Origin of the sequence: Azospirillum brasilense (assembly GCF_022023855.1) — a bacterium.
Lineage (GTDB): Bacteria > Pseudomonadota > Alphaproteobacteria > Azospirillales > Azospirillaceae > Azospirillum > Azospirillum brasilense_F.
Genome location: NZ_CP059451.1, coordinates 699,112 through 721,599 on the forward strand (window position 1 = coordinate 699,112; position 22,488 = coordinate 721,599).

The 22,488-nt window shown below is 69.9% G+C and carries 19 protein-coding genes and 1 pseudogene; 8 read left to right on the forward strand and 12 right to left on the reverse strand.

Features of this window, described 5'->3' with window-relative positions; translation table 11 throughout:
- Nucleotides 1-32: 32 nt before the first annotated feature.
- The 6 genes from H1Q64_RS25850 to H1Q64_RS25875 all read right to left on the reverse strand — a co-directional run bounded on the left by H1Q64_RS25850 (nucleotide 33) and on the right by H1Q64_RS25875 (nucleotide 6,729).
- On the reverse strand, nucleotides 33-1,217 hold the full coding sequence (locus tag H1Q64_RS25850; RefSeq protein WP_237906723.1) for an efflux RND transporter periplasmic adaptor subunit: 1,185 nt from the start codon (nucleotides 1,215-1,217) through the stop codon (nucleotides 33-35).
- Between the two features lie 20 nt (nucleotides 1,218-1,237).
- Nucleotides 1,238-2,089, reverse strand: coding sequence for an alpha/beta hydrolase (locus H1Q64_RS25855; RefSeq protein WP_237906724.1), 852 nt, complete (start codon nucleotides 2,087-2,089; stop codon nucleotides 1,238-1,240).
- 180 nt (nucleotides 2,090-2,269) lie between these two features.
- Nucleotides 2,270-3,268: a LysR family transcriptional regulator gene (locus tag H1Q64_RS25860; RefSeq protein WP_237906725.1), complete on the reverse strand. Its 999-nt coding sequence runs from the start codon at nucleotides 3,266-3,268 to the stop codon at nucleotides 2,270-2,272.
- Between the two features lie 162 nt (nucleotides 3,269-3,430).
- On the reverse strand, nucleotides 3,431-4,714 hold the full coding sequence (locus H1Q64_RS25865; protein ID WP_237906726.1) for an MFS transporter: 1,284 nt from the start codon (nucleotides 4,712-4,714) through the stop codon (nucleotides 3,431-3,433).
- Between the two features lie 28 nt (nucleotides 4,715-4,742).
- The gene (locus H1Q64_RS25870) at nucleotides 4,743-5,945 is read right to left on the reverse strand and encodes an acetyl-CoA C-acyltransferase (protein WP_237906727.1); all 1,203 of its coding nucleotides are present in this window, start codon (nucleotides 5,943-5,945) and stop codon (nucleotides 4,743-4,745) included.
- 28 nt (nucleotides 5,946-5,973) lie between these two features.
- Nucleotides 5,974-6,729 (reverse strand): SDR family oxidoreductase, encoded by a 756-nt coding sequence (locus tag H1Q64_RS25875; RefSeq protein WP_014199259.1) that lies wholly within the window; start codon nucleotides 6,727-6,729, stop codon nucleotides 5,974-5,976.
- A gap of 126 nt (nucleotides 6,730-6,855) precedes the next feature.
- Here H1Q64_RS25875 and H1Q64_RS25880 point away from each other — a divergent pair, with 126 nt between their 5' ends.
- The 4 genes from H1Q64_RS25880 to H1Q64_RS25895 all read left to right on the forward strand — a co-directional run bounded on the left by H1Q64_RS25880 (nucleotide 6,856) and on the right by H1Q64_RS25895 (nucleotide 11,077).
- On the forward strand, nucleotides 6,856-7,452 hold the full coding sequence (locus tag H1Q64_RS25880) for a TetR/AcrR family transcriptional regulator (protein WP_237906728.1): 597 nt from the start codon (nucleotides 6,856-6,858) through the stop codon (nucleotides 7,450-7,452).
- 281 nt (nucleotides 7,453-7,733) lie between these two features.
- On the forward strand, nucleotides 7,734-8,672 hold the full coding sequence (locus tag H1Q64_RS25885) for a hypothetical protein (protein ID WP_237906729.1): 939 nt from the start codon (nucleotides 7,734-7,736) through the stop codon (nucleotides 8,670-8,672).
- A 111-nt stretch (nucleotides 8,673-8,783) separates the two neighbouring features.
- A complete protein-coding gene (locus tag H1Q64_RS25890; RefSeq protein ID WP_237906730.1) occupies nucleotides 8,784-10,010 on the forward strand; it encodes a LysR family transcriptional regulator in 1,227 nt (408 codons plus the stop codon).
- A gap of 146 nt (nucleotides 10,011-10,156) precedes the next feature.
- A complete protein-coding gene (locus H1Q64_RS25895; protein ID WP_237906731.1) occupies nucleotides 10,157-11,077 on the forward strand; it encodes an NAD(P)-dependent oxidoreductase in 921 nt (306 codons plus the stop codon).
- A 13-nt stretch (nucleotides 11,078-11,090) separates the two neighbouring features.
- Here the strand turns inward: H1Q64_RS25895 and H1Q64_RS25900 are convergent, their stop codons facing one another.
- Complete coding sequence (locus H1Q64_RS25900; protein WP_237906732.1) at nucleotides 11,091-12,008, reverse strand: helix-turn-helix domain-containing protein; 918 nt, start codon at nucleotides 12,006-12,008, stop codon at nucleotides 11,091-11,093.
- Nucleotides 12,009-12,191: 183 nt separating this feature from the next.
- Here H1Q64_RS25900 and H1Q64_RS25905 point away from each other — a divergent pair, with 183 nt between their 5' ends.
- The 3 genes from H1Q64_RS25905 (at nucleotide 12,192) to H1Q64_RS25915 (ending at nucleotide 15,006) form a co-directional block, all read left to right on the forward strand.
- The gene (locus H1Q64_RS25905; protein ID WP_237906733.1) at nucleotides 12,192-13,355 is read left to right on the forward strand and encodes a cytochrome P450; all 1,164 of its coding nucleotides are present in this window, start codon (nucleotides 12,192-12,194) and stop codon (nucleotides 13,353-13,355) included.
- Between the two features lie 83 nt (nucleotides 13,356-13,438).
- Complete coding sequence (locus H1Q64_RS25910; RefSeq protein WP_237906734.1) at nucleotides 13,439-13,762, forward strand: 2Fe-2S iron-sulfur cluster-binding protein; 324 nt, start codon at nucleotides 13,439-13,441, stop codon at nucleotides 13,760-13,762.
- A gap of 29 nt (nucleotides 13,763-13,791) precedes the next feature.
- Entirely contained in the window at nucleotides 13,792-15,006 is a 1,215-nt protein-coding gene (locus H1Q64_RS25915) for an NAD(P)/FAD-dependent oxidoreductase (protein WP_237906735.1), read from the forward strand.
- 323 nt (nucleotides 15,007-15,329) lie between these two features.
- Here the strand turns inward: H1Q64_RS25915 and pcaB are convergent, their stop codons facing one another.
- From pcaB to H1Q64_RS25940, 5 genes and pseudogenes are all read right to left on the reverse strand, one after another.
- Nucleotides 15,330-16,691, reverse strand: coding sequence for a 3-carboxy-cis,cis-muconate cycloisomerase (gene pcaB, locus H1Q64_RS25920; RefSeq protein WP_237906736.1), 1,362 nt, complete (start codon nucleotides 16,689-16,691; stop codon nucleotides 15,330-15,332).
- 55 nt (nucleotides 16,692-16,746) lie between these two features.
- A pseudogene (locus H1Q64_RS25925) lies at nucleotides 16,747-17,928 on the reverse strand (CaiB/BaiF CoA transferase family protein).
- A 29-nt stretch (nucleotides 17,929-17,957) separates the two neighbouring features.
- Nucleotides 17,958-18,818: an FAS1-like dehydratase domain-containing protein gene (locus H1Q64_RS25930; RefSeq protein ID WP_237906737.1), complete on the reverse strand. Its 861-nt coding sequence runs from the start codon at nucleotides 18,816-18,818 to the stop codon at nucleotides 17,958-17,960.
- A 38-nt stretch (nucleotides 18,819-18,856) separates the two neighbouring features.
- Nucleotides 18,857-20,251, reverse strand: a complete 1,395-nt coding sequence (gene dctA / locus H1Q64_RS25935) for a C4-dicarboxylate transporter DctA (RefSeq protein ID WP_237906738.1) — start codon at nucleotides 20,249-20,251, stop codon at nucleotides 18,857-18,859.
- Nucleotides 20,252-20,279: 28 nt separating this feature from the next.
- A complete protein-coding gene (locus tag H1Q64_RS25940) occupies nucleotides 20,280-21,404 on the reverse strand; it encodes a 4-oxalomesaconate tautomerase (RefSeq protein ID WP_237906739.1) in 1,125 nt (374 codons plus the stop codon).
- Between the two features lie 146 nt (nucleotides 21,405-21,550).
- Between H1Q64_RS25940 and H1Q64_RS25945 the strand changes: the two genes are divergently transcribed.
- On the forward strand, nucleotides 21,551-22,441 hold the full coding sequence (locus H1Q64_RS25945) for a LysR family transcriptional regulator (protein WP_237906740.1): 891 nt from the start codon (nucleotides 21,551-21,553) through the stop codon (nucleotides 22,439-22,441).
- Nucleotides 22,442-22,488 lie beyond the last annotated feature (47 nt).

Consider the following 22,488-nt stretch of genomic DNA (forward strand, 5'->3'; position numbering starts at 1 on the left):
TTCCCAGCGGGGTCCGGCTCATGAGGGCGGGATCACGGGTTGTTGGACGCGGTTTCGATGGTGTCGGCCGGCTTGCCCATCGCCACGGTCTTCGGGCTGATGCGGACACCGGGGCGGGCGTGCTGGACGCCGTTGACGACGATGCGCTCCCCGGCGGCGAGGCCGCTCTTGACCACCCGCAAGCCGTTCTGCGCGGCGCCAGGGATGATCTCGCGGTACTGCACGGTGTCGTCGACGCCGACCACCAGGACGAATTTCTTGTCCTGGTCGGTGTTGATGGCGCGGTCCTCGACCATCAGCGCGTCGTGCGGGGTGCTGCCGCCGACCTTGACGCGGGCGTAGAGGCCGGGGACCAGCATCCCGTCCGGATTGTCGAACTTGGCGCGCACGCGGATGGTACCCGACACGGAATCGAGCCGGTTGTCCACATGCTCCACCGTGCCGCCGCGCGAATAGCCGCTCTCGTTGGCGAGGCCGAGCTGGACCGGCACGTCGGCGGCGTCCTTCACGCTGGCGATGTGGCGCAGGTAGGTCTGCTCGTCGACGTCGAAGGAGGCGTAGATCGGCGAGACCGAGACCAGGGTCGTCAGCGGGGCGGCGGAGGCGCCGGACGCCACGACGTTGCCCACCGTCACCTCGGCGCGCGAGACGCGGCCGGAAATGGGTGCGGTGACCTGGGTGTGTTCCAGGTCGATGCGGGCGAGGTCGAGGGCCGCCTGCGCCGCCTTCAGGTTGGCGCCGGCCTCGCGGGCGGCGTTCTCCTTCTCGTCGAGCGTCTGGCGCGAGACGGTGTTGTTCTGGACCAGCCGCTGGGCGCGGTCGAGGTCGGCGGTGGTGAAGCGCACCGCGGCCTGCGCAGCGGCGACCTGGGCCTCGGCCCGGGCGACCTCGGCGACGTGGGGGCGCGGGTCGATGGTGAAGAGGGGATCGCCCTTCTTCACCAGGGCGCCGTTGCGGAAATGCACGGCGGTGATGGCGCCGGACACCTGCGGGCGCACCTCCACCCGGTCGACCGCCTCCAGGCGGCCCGAGTAGGACTGCCAGTCGGTGATCTTGCGGGCGACGACCGGCGCCACGTCCACCTCGGGCGGCGGCGGGGCGGCGGTCGCCGCGGCGGGGGCGTCGGCGTGGCCCTGGGTGGCGACGACACCGGCGACACCGGCGGTCGCGGCGCCGACGGCGAGAAGGAGGGCAAGCTTTGAAGGAGACAACGACATGGGACCACTCTCCTGGGGAGTCAAACGAAGGCGCCGCGGCCGTCCGCGGGGGACAGGCGGCGGCGGAAGAAGTCGGCGACAGCCAGCAGCGCCGGGCGGTGGCCCGGCAGCGCGGCGTGCGATATGGCGGGGAAGCGGGTGACCTCGGTGGGCACGCCGGCACCGATCAGGTTGGCGGCGTACTGCTCCGCCTCGATGCGCAGGACGTCCTTCTGCGCGGTGACGATCAGCGTCGGCGGCAACCCGGCCAGCCGGCGGGAATCGAGTGGGGCGGCGTAGGGGTGCAGGCGCTGCGCCGCGTCGGGCAGATAGGCGCGGTAGCAGCGGGCGTAGGCGGTTGCCGGAACGTCGCACTGCATCGCCTGGGCGTCGCCGGCGCGGGTCAGGCTGGGGTCCAGCATGGGGCCGAGCAGGGCCTGCGCGCGGATGTCCACCTCGCCCTGGTCGCGGGCGAGGAAGGTCAGCGAGGCGGCGACATGGCCGCCGGCGTCGTGCCCGGCGACACCCAGCCCGCCCTTGGCGATGTTCAGGTCGCGGGCTTCGGCCAGGGTCCACAGCGCCGCTTGGTGGGCGTCGTGGGCGGCGGTGGGGAAGCAGTGGGCCGGGGCCAGCGAATAGCCGACCGAGACGACCAGTGCCGGCACGCTCTCGGCGATAGCGGCGGCGGCGGTCTCCGCCTCCTCCAGCGAACCGGAGGTGAAGCCGCCGCCGTGCAGGTACAGCAGGGCCGGAACGGTCAGCCCGATCAACGGCCGGTAGAGGCGCAGCCGGATGTCCTGGGCGTGGCCGGCGATGGTCCGGTCATCGACCGAGAGCCGGCATGGCTCTGTCCCGGCATTGCGTGTGTTCGACTGATCCGACGAGCGGCCCATGATCCGACGGTGCCCTGGCACCCCTCCCGCATTGCAACAGGAGGGAGTGTGGACGTCAGGCCGTTCGGAATAAATACGCGGTCAACGGCAACACAATTCGGATCGGATGAACAATCGACGACGGTAGGAGTGCCAGCACCTTAAACCCTCTCCCCAGGAGGGAGAGGGCTTGATAGGGGGTCACACCACACAGAGACGGGCGCCCTCCGGTTCCGTGGTGGCGGGAGCCGGCTTTGGCTTCTCCCGGTCCGGACACTCGTAACCGTCGATCTCCTCGCCCTGCATCAGCGGGCAGCCCTCGAACAGTTCGGCGACCCAGTCGACGAAGGCGCGGACCTTGGGCGACAGGTGGCGGTTGTGCGGGTAGAGCGCGGAGATTGGCATCAACGCCGGGCGCCACTCCTTGAGGATCTCCACCAGGGCGCCGCTGCGCAGGTGGGGCAGCGCCATGAAGCGGGCGGTCTGCCCGATGCCCAGCCCCTCCAGCGCGCAGGTGACGTAGGCGTCGGCGTCGTTGACCGAGACGGGGCCGTTCAGCTTCACCTCGTGGATGACGCCGTCGCGCTCGAAGCTCATCTCGTGCATCTTGCCGGTGCGCGTGAAGTAGTTGACGGCGCTGTGGCCCTCCAACTCCTCGATGGTCCGGGGCGTGCCGTGGCGGGCGAGATAGGCCGGGCTGGCGACGGTCACCGGGCGGAAGGCGCCGACCCGGCGGGCGATCAGGCTGGAATCCACCAGATCGCCGACGCGCAGCACGCAATCCACCCCTTCCTGAATCAGGTCGATGGGGCGGTCGCTCATCCCGATCATGATCTCGATGTCGGGGTAGCGGGCGTGGAACTCGTGGATGGTCGGGATGATGATGAGCCGCCCGACCGAGCCCGGCATGTCCACCCGCAGCCGTCCGCGCGGCGTCTTGCGGGCGCTGGTGAAGGAGGTCTCTATCTCCTCCAGGTCGGAGAGGATGCGGGTGGCGCCCTCCAGATAGGCGGCGCCGTCGAGCGTCAGGCTCAGCTTGCGGGTCGTCCGCTGGAGCAGGCGCACGCCGAGCGCCGCCTCCAGATTCTGTATGGTCGTCGTCACCGAGGCGCGCGGCAGGCCCAGCGTGTCGGCGGCCTTGGTGAAGCTGTTGACCTCGACGACGCGGACGAAGACGCGCATCGCGTGCAGTTTGTCCATGGTCGGTCCATCGACGCAGTGGGGACGGCCCGCACAAGGAGCAGGCCGGGTTGTGCCTATCTAAGCACAGCTCGGCGCGAAGTCGATGGGGCTTTGGTTGTCCCCTCTCCCCAGAGGGGAGAGGGCTAAAACAGTCGATGGGCTCGCTGCGGGCATGCGCCCTCAGGTGGCCGGCGCCGGCTTGGCGGCCGGGGCGCGGCCCAGCGTCGGGACCAGCAGCGCGGCCCCCAGGCAGAGCAGCCCGGCGATGAAGAAGGCCGGCAGGTAGCTGTCCAGCGTGCTGCGGGCGTAGCCGGCCCCGAAGGCGGCGCAGGCTGCACCGATCTGGTGCCCGGCGAAGACCCAGCCGAAGACGAGGTTGGCGCGCTCCCGCCCGAACCGCTCGGCGGTCAGTCGGACGGTCGGCGGCACGGTGGCGATCCAGTCCAGCCCGTAGAACACCGCGAACAGCGACAGGCCGTAGAGCGTGAAGTCGGAATAGGGCAGGAACAGCAGCGACAGCCCGCGCAGGCCGTAATACCAGAACAGGAGCCAGCGGTTGTCGTAGCGGTCGGACAGCCAGCCCGAGGCGACCGTGCCGACGAAATCGAAGATTCCCATCAGCGCCAACAGGCTGGCAGCCCGCACCTCCGGCACGCCGAAATCGACGCAGAGCGGGATCAGATGGGTCTGGATCAGCCCGTTGGTGCTCGCCCCGCAGATGAAGAAGGTGGCGAACAGCACCCAGAAGACCCGTGTCCTCGACGCATCGCGCAGGGCGCCCAGCGCGGCGGCCACCACCGATCCGGCGGGCGGCGGGGCGGCGGCCCCTCCCTCCTCGCCATAAGCGGCCAGCCCGAGGTCGGACGGACGGTCGCGCATCAGGGCGAGCACGGCCAGCGCCGCCACCCACAGCAGCCCGCACAGCAGCGCCAGCGCCACGCGCCAGCCCATCTGCTCGGTCAGCATCGACAGCAGCGGCATGAAGACGAGTTGCCCGGTGGCCGAACTGGCGGTCAGCAGCCCGACAACCAGCCCGCGCCGTCGGCTGAACCAGCGCGTCGCCACGGTGGCGCCTAGAACCATGGCGGTCAGGCCGGTGCCGAAGCCGACGACGAAGCCCCACAGCAGGATCAGCTGCCAGACCTCGCGCATGGCGAGCGACAGCAGCAACCCGCCGCTGACCAGCGTCAAGGAGGACAGCACCATCCGCTTGACGCCGTAACGGTTGATGAGCGCGGCGGCGAACGGCCCCATCAGGCCAAACAGCAGCAGGCGGATGGCCAGCGCCACCGAGATGTCGGCGGTGGACCAGCCGAACTCACGCTGCAGGGGCAGCAGCAGGACGCCGGGGGCGCCGACCGCACCGGCGGACACCAGCATGGTCAGGAAGGTGACGCCGACGACGGCCCAGCCGTAATGGACGTTGCGCCGCGCCAGCGCGGCGGCGACGGGAGAGGAGAGCATGGATGCGCTTCCGGTGTGGCGGAAAGGGTCAGGCGGGCCGTTCGACCGCGATGGCCGTGGCCTCGCCGCCGCCGATGCAAAGGGAGGCGACACCGCGGCGCAGCCCCCGCGCGGCCAGCGCGTGCAGCAGAGTCACGATCAGCCGCGCGCCGGTGGCGCCGATGGGATGGCCGAGCGCGCAGGCCCCGCCGTTGACGTTCAGCGCGTCGCGGGGAATGCCCAGATCGCGCCGCGCCGCCATGGCGACGACGGCGAAGGCCTCGTTGATCTCGAACAGGTCGACGTCGCCCACCCCCCAACCGACGCGGTCGAGCAGCTTGTGGATCGCCGGGATTGGCGCCGTGGTGAACCAGGCCGGGTCCTGGCTGTGGGTGGCGTGGCCGAGGATGGTCGCCAGCACAGGCAGCCCCTCGCGCTCGGCCAGCGAGCGGCGGGTGAGCAGCAGCGCCGCCGCCCCGTCGGCGTTGGCCGAGGAGCTGGCCGCGGTGATCGTGCCGTCGCGGCGGAAGGCCGGCTTCAGGCCGGAGATTTTCTCCGGCGCGACCTTCAGCGGGTTTTCGTCGTCGGCAACGGTGCGCTCTCCGCCTTTCACCGCCAGGGTGACGGGCGCGATCTCGGCCGCGAAGGCGCCGCTCGCGATGGCGGCGCGGGCGCGGGTCAGCGTCTCGACGGCGTAGGCGTCCTGCTCGGCGCGGGTGAAACCGTAGAGGTCGGCGGTCGCCTCGCCGAAATCGCCCATCGGGCGCCCGCCCTCATAGGCGTCCTCCAGCCCGTCGAGCATCAGGTGGTCGAGGATGCGGTCGTGCCCGATGCGGTAGCCGCCGCGCGCCTTGGCCAGCAGATAGGGCGCGTTGGACATCGACTCCATGCCGCCGGCCACCACGAAATCGGCGGAGCCGGCGCGGATCAGGTCGTGGGCGAGCATCGTCGCCTTCATGCCGGAGCCGCAGACCTTGTTGACGGTGGTGGCGCCGGTGGCGTCGGGCAGACCGGCGCCGCGCGCCGCCTGCCGGGCCGGTGCCTGCCCCTGGCCGGCGGGCAGCACGCAGCCGAGCAGGACCTCGTCCACGCGCTCCGGCGCCAGCCCGGCGCGGCTTAGGGCGGCGCGGACGGCATGGGCGCCCAGCGCGTGGGCGGGCAGAGCCGACAGCTCCCCCTGGAAACGGCCGAGCGGCGTGCGCGCGGCCGACACGATGACGACGGGGTCGACGGCGGGATTGGTGGCGTCCATGATCGCGAACTCCTGGATGGGGTGGGGATCACTGCACCGTCAGCCCGCCGTCGACGTTGATCGACTGGCCGGTGATGAAGGACGCGGCGTCGGAGCACAGCCAGACCACGGTGTCGGCGACCTCGCGCGGCTGGCCGACGCGCCCGACCGGGTGCAGCGGGCCGAGCGCCGCGTTGACCGCCTCTTCCCCGCCGAAGGACCCGGCGCTCATCGGCGTCTGGATGATCGCCGGGCAGACGGCGTTGACGCGCACGCCGGACTTGGCGACCTCGATGGCGACGCTGCGGGTCATGCCCTCGACCGCCGCCTTGCTCGCGGAATAGACGCTGTTGCCGGCCAGCCCGATCTGGCCCAGCACCGAGCCGGTGGACACGATGGCGCCCTTGCCCTGCCGCAGCATGATCGGCAGCTCGTGCTTCAGGCACAGCCAGACGCCCTTGATGTTGACGGCGACCATGCGGTCGAAGTCGGCCTCCGTCGTGTCGGCCACCGAGCGGCCGAAATGGATGCCGGCGTTGTTGAAGGCGTAGTCGAGCCGGCCGTGGTCCCGCTCGATCCGGGCGAACAGGGCGGCGACCTCCTCGGCGTCGGCGACGTCGGCCTGGACGAAGACGGCGCGCCCGCCGGCCTGCCGGACGAGGTCCACCGTCTCCAGCCCCTCCGCCTCGCGCCGTCCGGTGACGATGGCCGTGGCGCCCGCCTTGGCGAAGGCCAGCGCGGTCGCCCGCCCGATGCCCGAGGTGCCGCCGGTGACCAGGGCCACGCCGCCGCTCATATCCGTCATTGTCCTCTCCATGCTCGCTGGGTTATGATGATGATCATCATGAATGGACTTATTCATGACGTCCATCATGAATATTGCCGCGACCCCCTACGATGGTGGCGTGGCAGCCATGCACAGGGTGACGACGTGAAGGTTTCCAAGGAAAAGGCGGCGGAGAACCGGGCCGCCATCGTCAGGGCGGCGGGGCGCCTGTTCCGCGAGCGCGGATTCGACAAGGTCGGGGTGGCGGAGATCACCAAGGCCGCCGGGCTGACCCATGGCGGTTTCTACGGCCATTTCGCCTCGAAGGACGCGCTGGCCGCCGAGGCGTGCGAGGCCGCCTTCGCGGAGAGCCTCGACCGGCTGCCCGCCGACGAAGAGTCGCCGGAGGGCGCGCTCAACGCCTTCCTGACGCGCTATCTGAGCGAACGGCACCGCGACCGGCCGGACGCCGGCTGCCCGATGGCCGCCTTCGCCGGGGAGGTGGCGCGGCAGGACCCCGCTGTGCAGGAGCGCTTCGGGGCCGGAGTCGAGCGCTTCTTCGAGGCGGTGGAAGAGCGCTTGCCGGGGCGGGGCGGGGCGGGTGATGCCGGCCGCCGAGATCGCGCCATCGCCATCGTGTCGGCCCTGATCGGCGGCATGGCGCTGGCCCGCGCCACCGCGCAGGCCGATCCCGACCTGTCGGTGGAGATCCTGGCGGCGTTGCGCGGTCAGCTCGGGATCATGGGAGACGGCAGGGATTGAGCATTCTCCCGCGTGAAGGTCAGCCCGTAGGGCTCGGAGGCGCCGTGGTGATGACGCCGGTCGGCAACTCGCGGACGGTCACCGGGACCATCGGTCCCGCCAGGGCCGCCGGCTGAAACAGGTCGGCGCCTCGGCAAGATTGACCTCCGGCCTGGCGATGGCGTTACCTGTCCGGGATCAGCCTGGGCGAGGACCAGATCGGGGATGCCGCGCGCCGCTCCGCCCGGGTTGGCTTTGCGGCCCGAATGGACGGTTGCCGCTTTCCCGGAGACCGCCCGCCCGTGACTCACACCGATCCCTTCCGTCCGCCGACGGGCACCGAAACTCCGTTGGACCGCCAGTTGCGGCTCTGGCAGGGCCACCGCCGCCTGGTTCCGCCCGACGAGGGGATGCGCGCCCTGACGGAGCGGTGGCTCGGCCCTCACCTTGCCGCTCTGGAAGCGCTGATGCTGGACCTGCGTCATGGCGTCGATCGGGATCGGGACGAGGGCCGGCTGACCTTCCCGAAGCGCCGCTACGCTTATCCGAAGGGTTTCTGCCGCGAAATCAGCGATGCCGTCTTCGAGCGGCTGCGACGGCGGATCGCCGCGCCGGACACGCCAATCACGCAGGCCCTTGCGGCCTTCGTCCGGGAGGGCGGTCGCCTGTCCCCGATCTGGGGGGCGCTGCGTGGCAGCTATTTCCAGAACGCCATGCAGGTCGGCGCCCTCTACGTCGACGTGGCCAACGACACCGTGACCGTCACCAAGCCCAAGGTCGAGATCCTGCCCCTGGAGGCGAGCGGGCTCGAACCGGTCGTCGAGGTGGCCCACTTCGCCCAGATCGCCCAGGTCTACTGGGGCGGGACCATCTGGGCGAACACCCTGTTCCCGCGGCTGGCTCCGGTCTTGCCCATCCTCTACATCGACCCGGATGGGCGCCCCCGCCTGCACCCGGACAGCCTCGGTGTCTTCGCCGAGAACATGGTCGGCGGCTGCCGGTCGGCCCTGGCCTTCCTGGAGCAGGAACGCGACGGCGGACGCGTCTTGCCGGCCGACGTCGCGGGGGCGCTCGCCCCGTGGCGGAAGCATGGCCCCTGGTTCGAGGAGATATGCCCGGCACCCGACTGGGACCGGCTTCGCGCATGCTTCGCCCAGGCGGCCGATCCGCAGGGGCCATACCGTTTGGCCCAGGGCTTTGTCGGCATGATGGAGGCGGTCAAGCGCGCGGCGGCGGTGTAACGCTCTCCACGGCCCGGCCCCTTTACCGGACGGCGTCCCGACGATAAGCTGGAGCCATTGAATTTTGCTATGGCTACTCCGGCAGCGATGCTGTGGAGCAGGAAAGTCCGAATGAACGGCATTCCCAACATCCGGCATTTGCGGGCCTTCCGCGAGGTGGCGCGGCGCGGCAGCATCAGTCAGGCGGCGGAGCATGTGCATCTGTCCCAGCCCGCCATCACCCAGGCCATCGCCAAGCTGGAGGAGGAGGTCGGCACCCCCCTGTTCGAGCGGCGGCCGGACGGCATGGCGGTGTCCGCCATGGGCGTGCTTTTCCTCGACCGCGTGGAGCGTGCCTTGGACCGCCTGCGCACCGGCACGCGCGAGGCCGTCCGCATCGGCGGGCGCAAGGGCGGCCTGCGCGGTGTGGCGGATTTCGACCAGCTTCTGACCGCGGCGCAGATCCGGGCGCTGGCCGCGGTCGCCGACGCCGGAAATTTCAGCCTCGCGGCACGCACCGTCGGCATCTCGCAACCCACCCTGCACCGCGCCGCCCGTGACCTGGAGCGGCTGGCCGGCATGCCGCTGTTCACGCGGACCGCCGCCGGCATCGCGTTGACCCCCGCCGCCAAGGCGCTGGTCCAGCATGTGAAACTGGCGATCACGGAGCTGGAGCAGGGCTTCGCGGAGGTCGGCGAAGGGCTGGGCGGCGACACCGCCCGCATCGTCGTCGGCAGCATGCCGTTGTCACGCCCCTTCATCCTGCCGACCGCCGTCAACGCGCTGGTGCGCGAGCGTCCGGACGTCCAGTTCGACGTTCTCGATGGCCCCTACGACGACTTGTTGCACGGGCTGCGCCACGGCGAGATCGATGTACTGATCGGCGCGCTGCGCGATCCGCTGCCCATCGACGACGTCGTGCAGGAACCCCTGTTCGAAGACCCGCTGGTCGTGGTCGCGCGCGCCTTCCACCCGCTGTCCCGCCGTCCGAAGCTGACGCTGGAGGAGCTGGCGGGGTGCCAATGGGTGGTCCCACGCCGCGGCACGCCGACGCGCGACCGGTTCGAGGCGCTGTTCGCCGACGGGCCGCCGCGCGGGCTGGTCGAGACCAGCTCGCAGATCCTGGTGCGCGGCCTTCTGCTGGGCAGCGACCGGCTGACGCTGATCTCGGCGCACCAGATCCGGCATGAGCATGAGCTGGGCCTGCTGGTCATCCTGCCGGTGGAGCTGGCCAACACCGAGCGCACCATCGGCCTCACCGTGCGCCGGGGATGGCGCCCGACCGCGACGCAGGCGCATTTCCTCGACCTGCTCCGCAAGGCCGGGAAGCAGGCCGTCTCGCCGGTCCCCCGCCCGTGAGCGGCCATTCAAAGCGCGCAGGAAGCGCTATTCAAAAATTGGATAGGATGATCCGTCATTGAATGACGCCGGCGGAGTGCCGGCGTGCTAGCCATGCCCGTTGGAAGGGAGATGGACTCCCAGCGTACGGACGGGCGGAGGCGGCGATGACGGTGCAGGATCGGCGGACGGACAAGGTGGCCTTCATCGGTTTCGGGGAGGCGGCGTCGGCCTTCCGGTCCGGCTGGCGGAGCGCCGGGCTGGCGGACACGGTCGCCGCCTTTGACGTCAAGACCGGGTCCGCCGACGGGGTGGTGCGCGCCCGCAAATGGGCCGACTACGTGACGGCCGGAGTGACCGGCGCCGAGCGGGTCGAGGATGCCCTGGCCGGGGCCGCGCTGGTTTTCTCGCTGGTCACTGCCGATCAGGCACAGGCCGCCGCCCGCAACGCCGCCACCCATCTCGCGCCCGGCGCCCTGTTCTTCGACGGCAATTCCTGCGCGCCCGGCACCAAGCGGGAATCGGCGCAGGCGGTCGAGGCTGCCGGCGGGCGCTACGTCGATCTGGCGGTGATGGCGCCGGTCCATCCGAAGCTTCATAAAACGCCGCTGCTGGTCGCCGGTCCGCACGCCGCCGAGGCTCTGGCCGCCCTGTCGGCCCTGGAGATGAGCGCCAGGGAGGCGGCGGGACCGGTCGGCACCGCCTCCTCCATCAAGATGATCCGCAGCGTCATGATGAAGGGGTTGGAGGCGCTGTTCCTCGAATGCGTGCTGGCCGGGCGCAAGGCCGGGGTGGACGAGATGGTGCTGGAGTCCCTGGACGTCACCTACCCCGGTTTCGGCTTCAAGGAGCGCGCCGCCTATATGCAGGAGCGCGTCATGACCCACGGCGTCCGCCGCGCCGCCGAGATGCGCGAGGTCGCGCGCACCGTCGATGAACTGGGTTTGGCCGGTGGCATGGCCCGCGCCGCCGTCGACTGGCAGCAGCGCGTCGGCGACCTCAAACTGGACGCCCACGCCATCGGCGAGAGCGATTACCGGGCGTTGGCCGACGCCATTCTGGCGCGGCTCGATCCGGTCGAGCGGTGACGAACGGTTCGCGTTATTCGGCCCGCGCCGCGCGCCGGAAGGCGGCCGGCGTCTTCCCGGTCAGCCTCTTGAAGACCCGGTTGAAGTAGCCGGGGTCCTGGAAGCCCAGCTCATAGGCGATCATCGCCACCGGTGCGGCGATGTAGACCAGACGGCGCTTCGCTTCGAGCAGCAGGCGGTCCTGCACCACCTCGAAGGCGGAGCGGCCGGCGAGATGCCGGCACAGGCGGTTCAGCCGCGATTCCGTGATCCCCAGCGCGTCCGCGTAGCGCGGGATCGTCCAATGTTCGGTGAAATGGTCCTCGACCAGCGCGCGGAAGCGGGCGAACAGCTCGGTGCGCACGCGCTCCGCCGGGTCGGCGCCGGCCGCCGCCGCTCGCTGGCGTTCCAGCAGCAGCAGGACGCCGCGCAGCAGCCACTCGCACATCGCCGACCGGCCGAGCTGCGGCCAGCGGAACTCCGTCATCAGTTGATTGAGCAGCGTGGAGACGCGCTCCGCCGCCGCCGGGGCGTCGGTGAAATCGATCAGGCACGGGCGCAGGAACAGCGCCTCGAACAGCGGCCGGCTCTGCGCGCTGGCCCCGTCGAACAGCATCACCTCGGCCACCGTCAGCACATAGCCGTGGCTGCCCGGCCGGAACTGGAAGGAATGCACCACCGCCGGGGGAACGACGATCACGCAGGGGGCTGCGACCTCCGCCATCCGGTCGTCGATCTGCACGCGCGCCCCGCCGTCGAGCACCGCCACCAGCTGGAACAGCCCGCGGTGGGTGTGGGAGCCGATGCCCCAGTCATAGAGGCGGCTGCGGCTTTCGATGTCCTCGATGTGGATGAATTCGGCGTCGGTGAGACGGGCCTCCTCGCCGTAGAGGGCGAACAGCGGCACCGCGCCGGACCGTGTCTGCGCCGTCCCCTTCGCTGCCTGCTCCATGCCGTTCTCCCCCGCGCCTTCGTTTGTCGAAAAAGTACAATTTTCCTTCCGCTTCGTCCATTCCGCCGCAAAGGCGAACCCGTCTAGGATGCAATTGTTCGCGACCTGAACGGTTCGCGTCGATCCAAACCAAAAACCGCCAATTGGCCGCCCGCCGCCGCGGGTGTCGGAGGACTGCGCCCGATGTTCCGTTTCGATCCTTACTCCCTGGCCGTCGATGCCGACCCGTTTCCTTTTTACAAGACCTTGCGCGACGAGCATCCCTGCTTCTGGAGCGAGGAAGCCAACATGTGGGTGCTGTCGCGTTACGACGACATCGTCACCGCGCTGAACGACTGGGAAACCTATTCTTCGGCCAAGGGCAACCTGATGGACGAGATGCCCAACCGCGCCGGCAACACGTTGGGCACCACCGATCCGCCCCGCCACGACCGCCTGCGCAGCATCGTCCAGTTCGCCTTCACCAAGAAGGCGGTGGAAGGGTTGACCGAGCCGGTGCGCGCCTCGGCCAACCGGGCGCTGGACGCCGTGCAGGGGGAGAAGACCTTCGACTTCGTCGGCGACGTTTCCAGCAAGGTCACGGTGGACGTGCTGTTCGGCCTGTTCAACCTGCCGCGCGAGAACGAGCGGATGGTGCGCGACAAGGCCGTGCTGATGGTGCAGTCCGATCCCCGCACCCGCCAGAAGGGGCCGGAGCATCTCGCCGCCTTCCAGTGGATGAGCGAATACGCCAAGGAGCTGGTGGAGCTGCGCAAGCGTGAGCCCGGCGATGACCTCATCACCGCCCTGATCCAGGCCGAGGTCGCCGGCGAGAAGCTGGCCGACCGCGAGGTGCAGATGACCATCACCACGCTGATCATGGCCGGCATCGAATCCCTGTCGGGCTTCCTCGCGATGTTCGCCCTGAACCTCGCCGACCACGCCGACGCGCGCCGCCGGCTCGCCGCCAACCCGGCGCTGATCCCCGACGCCATCGAGGAATCGCTGCGCTTCAACACCTCGGCCCAGCGCTTCCGCCGTTGCCTGCAGAAGGACGTCGCGCTGCACGGCCAGACGATGCACGCCGGTGATTTCGTCTGCCTCGCCTACGGATCGGGGAACCGCGACGAGCGGCGCTTCGTCAACGCGCATCTCTACGACATCGACCGCAAGCCGAAGGGGCATCTGGGATTCGGCGGCGGCGTCCACGCCTGCCTCGGCACCGCCTTCGCCCGTCTGGCCGCCCGCGTCGCCTGCGAGGAGTTCCTGAAGCGCGTGCCGGAGTTCGTCCGGGTGCAGGACCAGTTGCCCTGGATGCCCTCCACCACCTTCCGCAGCCCGACCCGCCTCGAACTGGCGGTCGGCTGATCGCGGGGACGATGGCGCGGCCGGGGGAAAGGCTCCGGCCGCGCCACGACGCTGAACACGGTTTTCCAAAGGAAGTTTCGGTCATGGCGAAGGTCACCTTCATCGAGCACGACGGCCTGGAGCAGGTCGTGGACATCCCGACGGGCTGGACCCTGATGCAGGGCGCGGTGCAAAGCGGCGTCGCCGGCATCGAGGGCGAGTGCGGCGGCTCCTGCGCTTGCGCGACCTGCCACTGCTACGTGGACGAGGCACTCGTCGACTTTCTTCCGCCGCCCAGCGAGACGGAGGAGGAGATGCTCGGCTGCACGGCGTCGGAGCGGCGGAGCAACAGCCGCCTGTCCTGCCAGGTCCGGGTGAGCGACGCGCTGGACGGCATCGTGGTGCGCCTGCCGGAGGCCCAGAGCTGATGGGCGGCCCGGCGCAAGCGGAAGTGGGAATGGTCATCGTCGGGGCGGGGCAGGGCGGCTTGCAGGTCGCCGAATCCCTGCGCGCCGAGGGCTATGACGGCCCGATCACGCTGATCGGCGAGGAGGCCGCGGCCCCCTATCACCGGCCGCCGCTGTCCAAGGCGATTCTCGCCGGCACGATGGAGGAGGCGCAACTCGCCATCCGCGGCGCCGAATTCTTCGAGCGGCAGCGCATCGCCCTACTCAGCGGGACGCGGGTCGCCGCCATCGACCGCTCCGCCCGCCAAGTCCGCCTGGAGGACGGGCGCCGCCTGGGCTATCGCGGGCTGGCGCTTGCCACCGGCGCACGGGTGCGCCGTCTGCCGATAAGCGGTGATGAGCTGGACGGCGTTCTGGGCCTGCGGTCGTTGGACGACGCCCGGCGGATTCGCGCGGCGCTCGAGCGGGCGGCGCGGGTGGTGGTGATCGGTGGCGGCTACATCGGGCTGGAGGTCGCGGCGGCGGCGCGCAAGCGTGGCCTGGAGGTGACCATCCTGGAGGCGGCGGACCGGCTGCTCGCCCGCTCGGCGACGCCGTTCCTGGCAGCCTTCTACGCCGACCTGCACCGCTCCCAGGGCGTGATGGTCGAGCTGGGGGCCAAGGTCGTCGGGCTGGATGGGCAGGGGGGCCGCGTGGCCGCCGTGCGCACCGCCGACGGACGCCCGCATCCGGCGGATCTGGTGGTGGTCGGCGTGGGGATCGTCCCTAACACGGCGCTGGCCGAAGGCTGCGGGCTGGCGTGCGACAGCGGCGTCCTGGTGGACGACTGCGCCCGCACCGGCGATCCGGCCATCGTCGCGGTCGGCGACTGCACGGCCCGTCGCACCACCACGGGGACCCTGCTGCGGCTGGAGTCCGTCCAGAACGCCGTCGAGCAGGGCAGGTCGGCCGCCGCCGCGCTGCTGGGGCGGGAGCGTCCCTTCACGGCGGCGCCCTGGTTCTGGTCCGATCAGTATGACGTGAAGCTGCAGATCGTCGGCCTGTCCGCCGATCATGATCGGATCGTGCTGCGCGGCTCGCCGCAGGACCGTCGCTTCTCCGCCTTCTATTTCCGCCGGGACGCGCTGGTGGCCATCGATTCCATCAACCGTCCGGCGGACCATATGGTCGGCCGCAAGCTGTTGGACCACAAGGCCGTCATCACGCCCGAACAGGCGGCCGACGAGAACCTTCCGCTGGCTTCCTTGACGAGACCAGGGCGCTGACGGACGCGGCGCTCAATCATAGGCGTCGTCGATGCTTCGCGGCATCGCTGAGTCCACGGGAGTCGTGGCGGTGAGCAATGGCGCGGTGTGCAGCCGGCCGGTGGGGATCATCCAGCGCCGATGCGAACGAACTTCGGCACCTGGACGCGCGGTTGCGACTTGCGTCGGGCTGCGGGCATCCCGAGAACAGCACCGGCGTGATCGGAGCGCCGGCACAATCGGAGAAGAAGCGCACCGTGGGCGCCCTGGATGCCGCCCACGGTGCCGTTCCGGAAGCGGAACAGCCGATCCGACGACCGGCGTTCAGTCTTCCCTGGCAAGTCTCAGCCGCGTACGGGCTTTTTGATACGGTCCAGAACACGATCGACCATCACCCCGGACTGGCCCAGGTAATTGGCCGGATCGCAGAGCTTGGCCAGTTCGGCGCGGCTGAGGCAGGCGCTGATCTCCGGTGTCTCGGCCAGGAGGTCGAGCAGCGGCCGGTTCTGGCGCACCGCCTCGCGGCAGAGGTCGTAGACGAGGTCATGGGCGTACTCGCGCCCGATGTGGCGGCCGAGCCCCATCATCACCGCCTCGGACGCCACCAGCCCGTTGGTCATCTCCAGGTTCGCGCGCATCCGTTCGGCATCGACCTCCAGCCCGCTCACCACGAACCGCGCCTGTTTCAGGGCGCCGGCCAGCAGGCAGAAGGCCTCCGGCAGGACGATCCACTCGATCTCCCACGGGCCGGTCGACCGCTCGTGGTCGGCCACCATGGCGTCGAGCAGGGCCGCCGTGTGCTGGCGCAGCACGGAGATCGACGCGTGGATGTAGCAACTGGAGATCGGGTTGCGCTTCTGCGGCATGGTGCTGCTCGACCCGCGGCCATGCGCGAAGGGCTCGTAAACCTCGCCGACCTCCGTCTGCATCATCAGCTTCACGTCCATCGACAGCTTGCCCAGCGTGCCGCCAACCAAGCCCAGGAAGCAGCCCACCTCGGCGATGGTGTCGCGGATGGTGTGCCAAGCGATCACCGGCTGGGCGAGGCCCAGCTCCTCCATCAGCCCGGCCTGGGTCTCCATGGCGCCGTGCTCCAGGGAGGCCAGCGTGCCGGACGCTCCGGCGAACTCGCCCATCAGCACGCGCGGGCGGAGCTGGGCCAGCCGCTCGCGATGGCGCTCCACCGCCGACAGCAGCCCGGCCATCTTGTAGCCGAAGGTCACCGGCACCGCCTGCTGCAGGTTGCTGCGGCCGATCATCGGCGTGTCCCGGTGGCGCTTGGCGAGAGTCGCCAGGGCCGCCGACAGGCCCGCCAGATCCTCGTCCACGAGGTCCAGCGCCTCGCGCATCTGCAGGACCGTGGCGGTGTCGGTGATGTCCTGCGTGGTGGCGCCCCAGTGGCAGTATTCGCCAAGCCGGTCGCGGCACAGCGCGTTGAGCTGCGAGACGACGCCCAGCACCGGATAGCCGATGCGCTCCGTCTGCGCCTTCAGCGTCGCCATGTCGATCTTGTCGAGCGAGCAGTTGGCGACGATCTCGTCGGCGGCCTCCTGCGGGATGATGCCCAGGCGGCCCTGGACGCGGGCGAGTGCGGCCTCGATGTCCAGGTATTTGCGCGTCCGGTTCTCGTCCGACCAGACCGCGCGCATGGCCGGGGTGCTGAAGATGTCGCCGAAGATGGCGGAGTCGATGATCGTGGACGGCATGGTTCGGGTCCTCTCTAAAATGGCTTTCCGTTCGGGCCGCGGCGCAGGATGTGGCTCAGATCGCCTTCGCGTCGCGCAGCCGGGCGATGTCGCCGGGGGCGTAGCCCAGCCCGGCAAGGATGGAATCGGTGTGCTGGCCGAGCGCTGGCACCGGATCCATGCGCGCGTTCCCGTTGCTCGCCATGCCCGGCGGCAGCAGGGCCGGCACCGGCCCGTTCTGGGTCTCCACCGTGCGCCAGCGGTCGCGGGCCGCCAGTTGCGGGTGGTTCCAGACGTCCTGCATGGCGTTGGCCTGGGCGTTGGCGATGGAGGCCCGCTCCAGCCGGGCGACCACCTCCTCGGCGGTCAGGCCGGCGAAGGCCGTCACGATGATCCCGCGCAACTCGTCGCGCGCCGCGTTGCGGCGGGAGTTGCTGGAGAAGCGCTCCTCCCGCGCCAGCTCGGGGCGTTGCAGCACCGTCTCGCAGAAGGCCACCCATTCGCGCTCGTTCTGCAGGCCGAGCAGCACCGTCTTGCCGTCGCCGGCCGGAAACGGGCCGTAGGGGTAGATGGTGGCGTGGCTGGCGCCGGTGCGGGCCGGCGGCGGCGCGCCATCGAAGGCGTAGTAGAGCGGGTAGCTCATCCACTCCACCAGCGACTCCAGCATGGAGACATCGATGCGGCAGCCGCGTCCCGTCTGCTAGCGCTGCAGAAGCGCCGCCAGGATGTTGCTGTAGGCGTACATCCCGGCGGAGATATCGGCGATGGACGGGCCGGCCTTGGCGGGCGTCTCCGGCGTGCCGGTCACCGACAGGAAGCCGGACTCGCCCTGGATCAGCAGGTCGTAGGCCTTCTTGTCCCGGTAGGGACCGTCGCCGCCGTAGCCAGAGATGTCGCAGACAATGATTTCCGGCTTCCCGGCGGACAGCGCCTCGTAGGACAGGCCGAGGCGGGCCGCTGCGCCGGGCGCGAGGTTCTGCACCACCACGTCGGCCTGCTCGCGGATCAGGCGCTTGAGGATCGCCTGCGCCTCCGGGTGCTTGACGTCGAGCGTCAGGCTTTCCTTCGAGCGGTTGGTCCACACGAAGTGCGAGGCGACGCCGCGCACCCGCTCGTCGTAGCCGCGGGCGAAGTCGCCGACGCCGGGACGCTCCACCTTGATGACGCGGGCGCCGAGGTCGGCGAGCTGCCGCGTCGCGAAGGGGGCGGCGATGGCGTGCTCCAGGGTGACGACGGTGATGCCGGACAACGGTTTCATAGGGGCCAGGGGTTTCATATTGCTCGTCCTCACGTCAGGACCGCGGTGGCGTCCATGGTCAGCCAGCCTTCGTGGTCCTTGGCCCACAGGTGGACCGTCTTGCCGTCGGCGAGCGGCGTGCCGCACACCGAGAAGGGGTTGATGTCGAAGGTCGGCCGCACCGCCTTGAAGCGGAAGGAGGCGACCTCGGCCTCCGGCAGCCGGTGGCGCAGCAGGTCGAGCAGCAGGGTGGCGATCAGCGGACCGTGCACGATCAGCCCGGGATAGCCCTCCACCTCCGTCACGTAGCGCCGGTCATAGTGGATGCGATGGCCGTTGAAGGTCAGCGCCGAGTAGCGGAACAGCAGCACGTCGTCGGGAACCCAGCGCGTCTCCCAGACCGCGTCCGCCGGCGCCGGCCGGGGCTCCGGCGGCGCATCCTGCGGCGTGGCCGCCTCGCGGTAGACGATGTCGTGGAACTCGGTCAGCGCGACCGCGGTTTCGCCGGCGCGGCGGATCTCGTGGCGGACCTTGACGAAGACCAGCGGGCCGGTACGCCCGGACTTCTCGGTCACGTCATGGATGGTCGATGTCCGGGTCAGGGCGTCGCCGACGCGCAGGGGGCTGTGGAACTCGAACTGGCTGCCGGCCCACATCCGGCGGGGCAGCGGCACCGGGGGCAGGAAGCCGCCGCGCTTGGCATGCCCGTCCGCCCCAATCTCCGACTGGCGGTGCAGCGGCAGGAAGTACAGCCAATGCCACAGCGGCGGGAGCGGGGTGCCGACCGGAGGGCGCTCGGCGGGCCGGTCCAGCGTAGCCGACAGCGCGGCGTAGGGGGTGGGGGTGACAGTGTCGGACACGGTCTCGGTCCGGCCGATCCAATCCCCGAAGTTGGCGGTGGAAGCGTTCATGGTGGCGTCCTCAATGCATGGGAGCGGCCTGTGCCAGATCAGTGCGACGGCTGGGCGGGGGTCCGGACGTTCAGCGGCAGGACGGTGACGTCGCCCTTCTCCTCCAGGCACCGCTCGGTGCTGGCGTAGCTCTGGTTCAGCTCCCGCTGCAGGACCTCGCGGTCGCAGGCGCTCTCCCAGATCGAGACGACGATGCTGGCGACGCAGTTGCTGATGATGCTGGTCAGGGCGCGGGCCTCGGACATGAAGCGGTCGATGCCGACGAGCAGAGCGACGCCCGCCACGGGAAGGTCCGGCATCACCGTCAGCGTGGCGACCAGGGCGACGAAGCCGCTGCCGGTGACGCCCGCAGCTCCCTTCGAGGTCAGCAGCATGACGCCGAGCATGGCGAAGATCTGGCCGGCCGACAGGTGGATGTCGCAGGCCTGGGCGATGAACAGGGAGGCCAGCGTCAGGTAGATCGCCGTGCCGTCCAGGTTGAAGGAATAGCCCATGGGCAGCACGAGGCCGGACACGCCCTTCTTGCAACCCAGCGCCTCCAGCTTCTGCAGCACGCGCGGCAGGACCGGCTCGGAGGACGAGGTGCCGAGGACGATCAGCAGTTCCTCGCGGAAGTAGCGCAGCACCTTCCACAGGCTGAAGCCGTGCAGCCGCGCCAGCGTGCCGATGACGACCACCAGGAAGAAGCCGCAGGCGACGTAGAAGGTGAGGATCAGCAGGCCGAGCGAACCGATGGAGTCGATCCCGTATTTGCCGACGGTGAAGGCCATCGCGCCGAAGGCACCGATCGGGGCCAGCTTCATGATGAAGCCGAAGGCGGCGAACAGCACATGGGAGAAGGATTCAATGCCCTGGACCACCGGCTCGCCGGCCTTGCCGACCCGCGTCAGCCCGAAGCCGACCAGGACGGAGATGAGCAGCACCGGCAGCACCTCGCCCTCGGCGAAGGCGCCGAAGAAGGAATGCGGGATGATGTGCAGCACGAAATCGGTGAAGCCGACCGGAGCCGCCTGCTTGGCGTAACGCGCCGCCACCGTGGGGTCGAGCGACGCCGCCGACACGTGCATGCCGACGCCGGGCTCGATGATCATGACTGCGGCCAGCCCGATGAGCAGCGCCGCCACCGTCAGCGCGTAGAACAGCGCCATCGACTTGACCAGCGTCTTGCCGATCTCGCGGGTGTCGTTGAGGCTGGTGATGCCGCTGACGATGGTGCAGAAGACGACGGGCGCGATCATCATCTTGACCAGCTTGACGAACCCGTCGCCGAGCGGCTTCAGCGAGGCGCCGAGGTCCGGCCAGAAGTGACCGGCCAGGATGCCAAGGGTCAGGCCGACGACGACCTGGAAGTAGAGGGCCTTGTAGATGGCTTTGGGGTGGACGGCTTTGGGCTCGGTCGGCGCCGGGTTTTGTTCTCCCGTTTGTAGGCGCATGGCGTTTCCTCCTCGGTGTGCTGTTGGGTCAGGCGGCCATGGCGGCCCGCGGCGGATCCGATGGCCGTGCGAACACGGTTCCCTCGAACAGGCGTCGTGACGTGCGCAGGATGCTGGCGGTGGGGGCGGATTGACCGGCGCCCGGATCGAGGCGGACGGTCAGCCGGCCGGCCGGATGCTCGAAGGTGACGTCGCCGGGCAGGGCCATCCGTCCAGCCAGCGCGGAGGCCACGGTTCCCGGGATGGTGCAGGCGGTCGCGGTGGCGACGGCCCCGGTGATGGCCATCGCCCGGTGGCAGTCGTGCGGCATGAAATAGCGGACGGCCAAGGTGCCGCCGCGCGTCGGCGGCGCCAGCAGGACGGGCTTGGGGATCACCATGCCGGCGGCGTTGGCGAAGCCCATGCGGCGGCCGGCCTCCACGCGCAGCGTCTCCAGCCGGGCCATGAAGCCGCGATCGAGCCGGTAGCTGTCCATCGGCTCGTGCCCCGTCTTGCCGAGGTCGGCGGCGCGAACCAGCATCACCGGGATGGCGGCGTCGATGCAGGAAACCTCGATCCCGCCGATTCCATCGATCCCGATGATCCGGTCGACCGGCGCCCCGGTGGGCAGCAGCCGGCCGGTGTTGGCGCCCGCCGCGTCAAGGAAGGCGAGATGGATGGGCGCCGCGGTGCCGGGCACGCCGTCGATGACAGCCTCACCCTCGTAGGTCACCCGGCCGTCCGGGGTCTGGACGCGCGCCTCGATCAGCTTGCCGGTGTTGACGTTGTGGATGCGCACCACCGTCACGCCGTCCGTCGCCGGGACCAGCCCGGCCTCGATGGCGAAGGGGGCGACCGCGGCGAGCATGTTGCCGCAGTTGGGCGAGGTGTCGACGATCCCTTCCTGCACCCGCACCTGGGCGAACAGATAGTCCACGTCCGCGCCGGCCAGGGTGGCGGGACCGACGATGGCGACCTTGCTGGTCAAGGGATTGCCGCCGCCGATTCCGTCGATCCCCAGGTCGTTCCCCGCCCCCATGACGGAGAGCAGAAGGGCGTCGCGCTCCGCCGGGGATGCTGGAAGGTCGGATGCCAGGAAGAAGGGCCCGCGGGAGGTCCCGCCGCGCATCATCACGCAGGGAATGCCGATCTGGCGGCTCGTCAGGTGGTTCATGGCGCTTGCTGTCTCTTGGTCTCGCCGTCGCGGCGAAGAAAGCCGATGGACCGATATTCAGCGCCGGAACCGTATTTGTTAAATGCAATGATTCGGGATATTATTGCGTTTCACGCATCAATAGGTGCCGCCGCGGGGAGCCGGGCATGAATTTCGAACTGGTCGATCTGAGAGCCTTCGTGGCGGTGGCCGAACTGGGCAGCTTCAACCGCGCCGCCGAGCTGCTGAACCTCTCGCAGCCGGCGCTCAGCCGCCGCATCCAGAAGCTGGAGGACACGCTGGGCGTCGCCCTGTTTGAGCGCTCGACCCGCCATGTCGCCCTGACCATGGTCGGACGCGACTTCATGCCCAAGGTCCGGCGCTTCCTGGACGAGTTCGAGTCATCGCTGTTGGGCATCAGCGACCTGGGGGCGCGGAGCGGCGGGCAGATCACCATCGCCTCCGTCCCGACGGCGGTGTTCTACTTCCTGCCGAACGCGATCAGCCGCTTCAGCGTCGCGTTCCCGCGGATCCGCATCCGCATCCTGGACCTCGGCGCCAACGAGGGGCTGGAGGCGGTGGCCCGCGGCGAGGCCGATTTCGGCATCAACTTCATCGGCACGTCACACCCGGACATCGAGTTCACACCGCTGGCCGAGGACCCGTTCGTCGTCGCCTGCCGGCACGATCATCCGCTGGCCTCCCAGCGGGAGGTCGGCTGGGACGAGTTGGCGGCGCATCGGGTCATCACCGTGGGGCGCACCAGCGGCAACCGGGCGCTGATCGACAACGCCCTGGCGCAGCACGGCCTGAAGCTCAACTGGTCCTACGAGATCACGCACCTCGCCAGTTCGCTCGGGCTGGTGGAGGCCGGGCTCGGTGTCGCGGTCCTGCCCAAGCTCGCCACCCCGGCCTCGGGCCATCCCATCATCCGGACCATCCCGCTGAGCCATCCGAAGATTTCCCGAACCATCGGTGTCGTTCGGCGTCATGGCGCCATTCTGTCGCCAATGGCGGCGCGCTTTCTGGAGGTGCTGCTCGGCTCCTGGAAGGCCTGATGCCTTCGGCTGCTGGACATCCGATGAAGGTTGCACCCGTCGAAGGT

What these genes read in the sequence shown, in the direction of transcription:
- H1Q64_RS25905 (WP_237906733.1), top strand. Translation starts at nt 12,192, where the DNA reads ATGTTCCGTTTCGATCCTTACTCCCTGGCCGTCGATGCCGACCCGTTT.
- H1Q64_RS25910 (WP_237906734.1), top strand. Translation starts at nt 13,439, where the DNA reads ATGGCGAAGGTCACCTTCATCGAGCACGACGGCCTGGAGCAGGTCGTG.
- H1Q64_RS25855 (WP_237906724.1), bottom strand. Translation starts at nt 2,089, where the DNA reads ATGGGCCGCTCGTCGGATCAGTCGAACACACGCAATGCCGGGACAGAG.
- H1Q64_RS25865 (WP_237906726.1), bottom strand. Translation starts at nt 4,714, where the DNA reads ATGCTCTCCTCTCCCGTCGCCGCCGCGCTGGCGCGGCGCAACGTCCAT.
- H1Q64_RS25895 (WP_237906731.1), top strand. Translation starts at nt 10,157, where the DNA reads ATGACGGTGCAGGATCGGCGGACGGACAAGGTGGCCTTCATCGGTTTC.
- H1Q64_RS25940 (WP_237906739.1), bottom strand. Translation starts at nt 21,404, where the DNA reads ATGAACCACCTGACGAGCCGCCAGATCGGCATTCCCTGCGTGATGATG.
- H1Q64_RS25850 (WP_237906723.1), bottom strand. Translation starts at nt 1,217, where the DNA reads ATGTCGTTGTCTCCTTCAAAGCTTGCCCTCCTTCTCGCCGTCGGCGCC.
- pcaB (WP_237906736.1), bottom strand. Translation starts at nt 16,691, where the DNA reads ATGCCGTCCACGATCATCGACTCCGCCATCTTCGGCGACATCTTCAGC.
- H1Q64_RS25930 (WP_237906737.1), bottom strand. Translation starts at nt 18,818, where the DNA reads ATGAACGCTTCCACCGCCAACTTCGGGGATTGGATCGGCCGGACCGAG.
- H1Q64_RS25860 (WP_237906725.1), bottom strand. Translation starts at nt 3,268, where the DNA reads ATGGACAAACTGCACGCGATGCGCGTCTTCGTCCGCGTCGTCGAGGTC.
- H1Q64_RS25870 (WP_237906727.1), bottom strand. Translation starts at nt 5,945, where the DNA reads ATGGACGCCACCAATCCCGCCGTCGACCCCGTCGTCATCGTGTCGGCC.
- H1Q64_RS25875 (WP_014199259.1), bottom strand. Translation starts at nt 6,729, where the DNA reads ATGACGGATATGAGCGGCGGCGTGGCCCTGGTCACCGGCGGCACCTCG.
- H1Q64_RS25890 (WP_237906730.1), top strand. Translation starts at nt 8,784, where the DNA reads ATGAACGGCATTCCCAACATCCGGCATTTGCGGGCCTTCCGCGAGGTG.
- H1Q64_RS25900 (WP_237906732.1), bottom strand. Translation starts at nt 12,008, where the DNA reads ATGGAGCAGGCAGCGAAGGGGACGGCGCAGACACGGTCCGGCGCGGTG.
- H1Q64_RS25945 (WP_237906740.1), top strand. Translation starts at nt 21,551, where the DNA reads ATGAATTTCGAACTGGTCGATCTGAGAGCCTTCGTGGCGGTGGCCGAA.
- H1Q64_RS25915 (WP_237906735.1), top strand. Translation starts at nt 13,792, where the DNA reads ATGGTCATCGTCGGGGCGGGGCAGGGCGGCTTGCAGGTCGCCGAATCC.
- dctA (WP_237906738.1), bottom strand. Translation starts at nt 20,251, where the DNA reads ATGCGCCTACAAACGGGAGAACAAAACCCGGCGCCGACCGAGCCCAAA.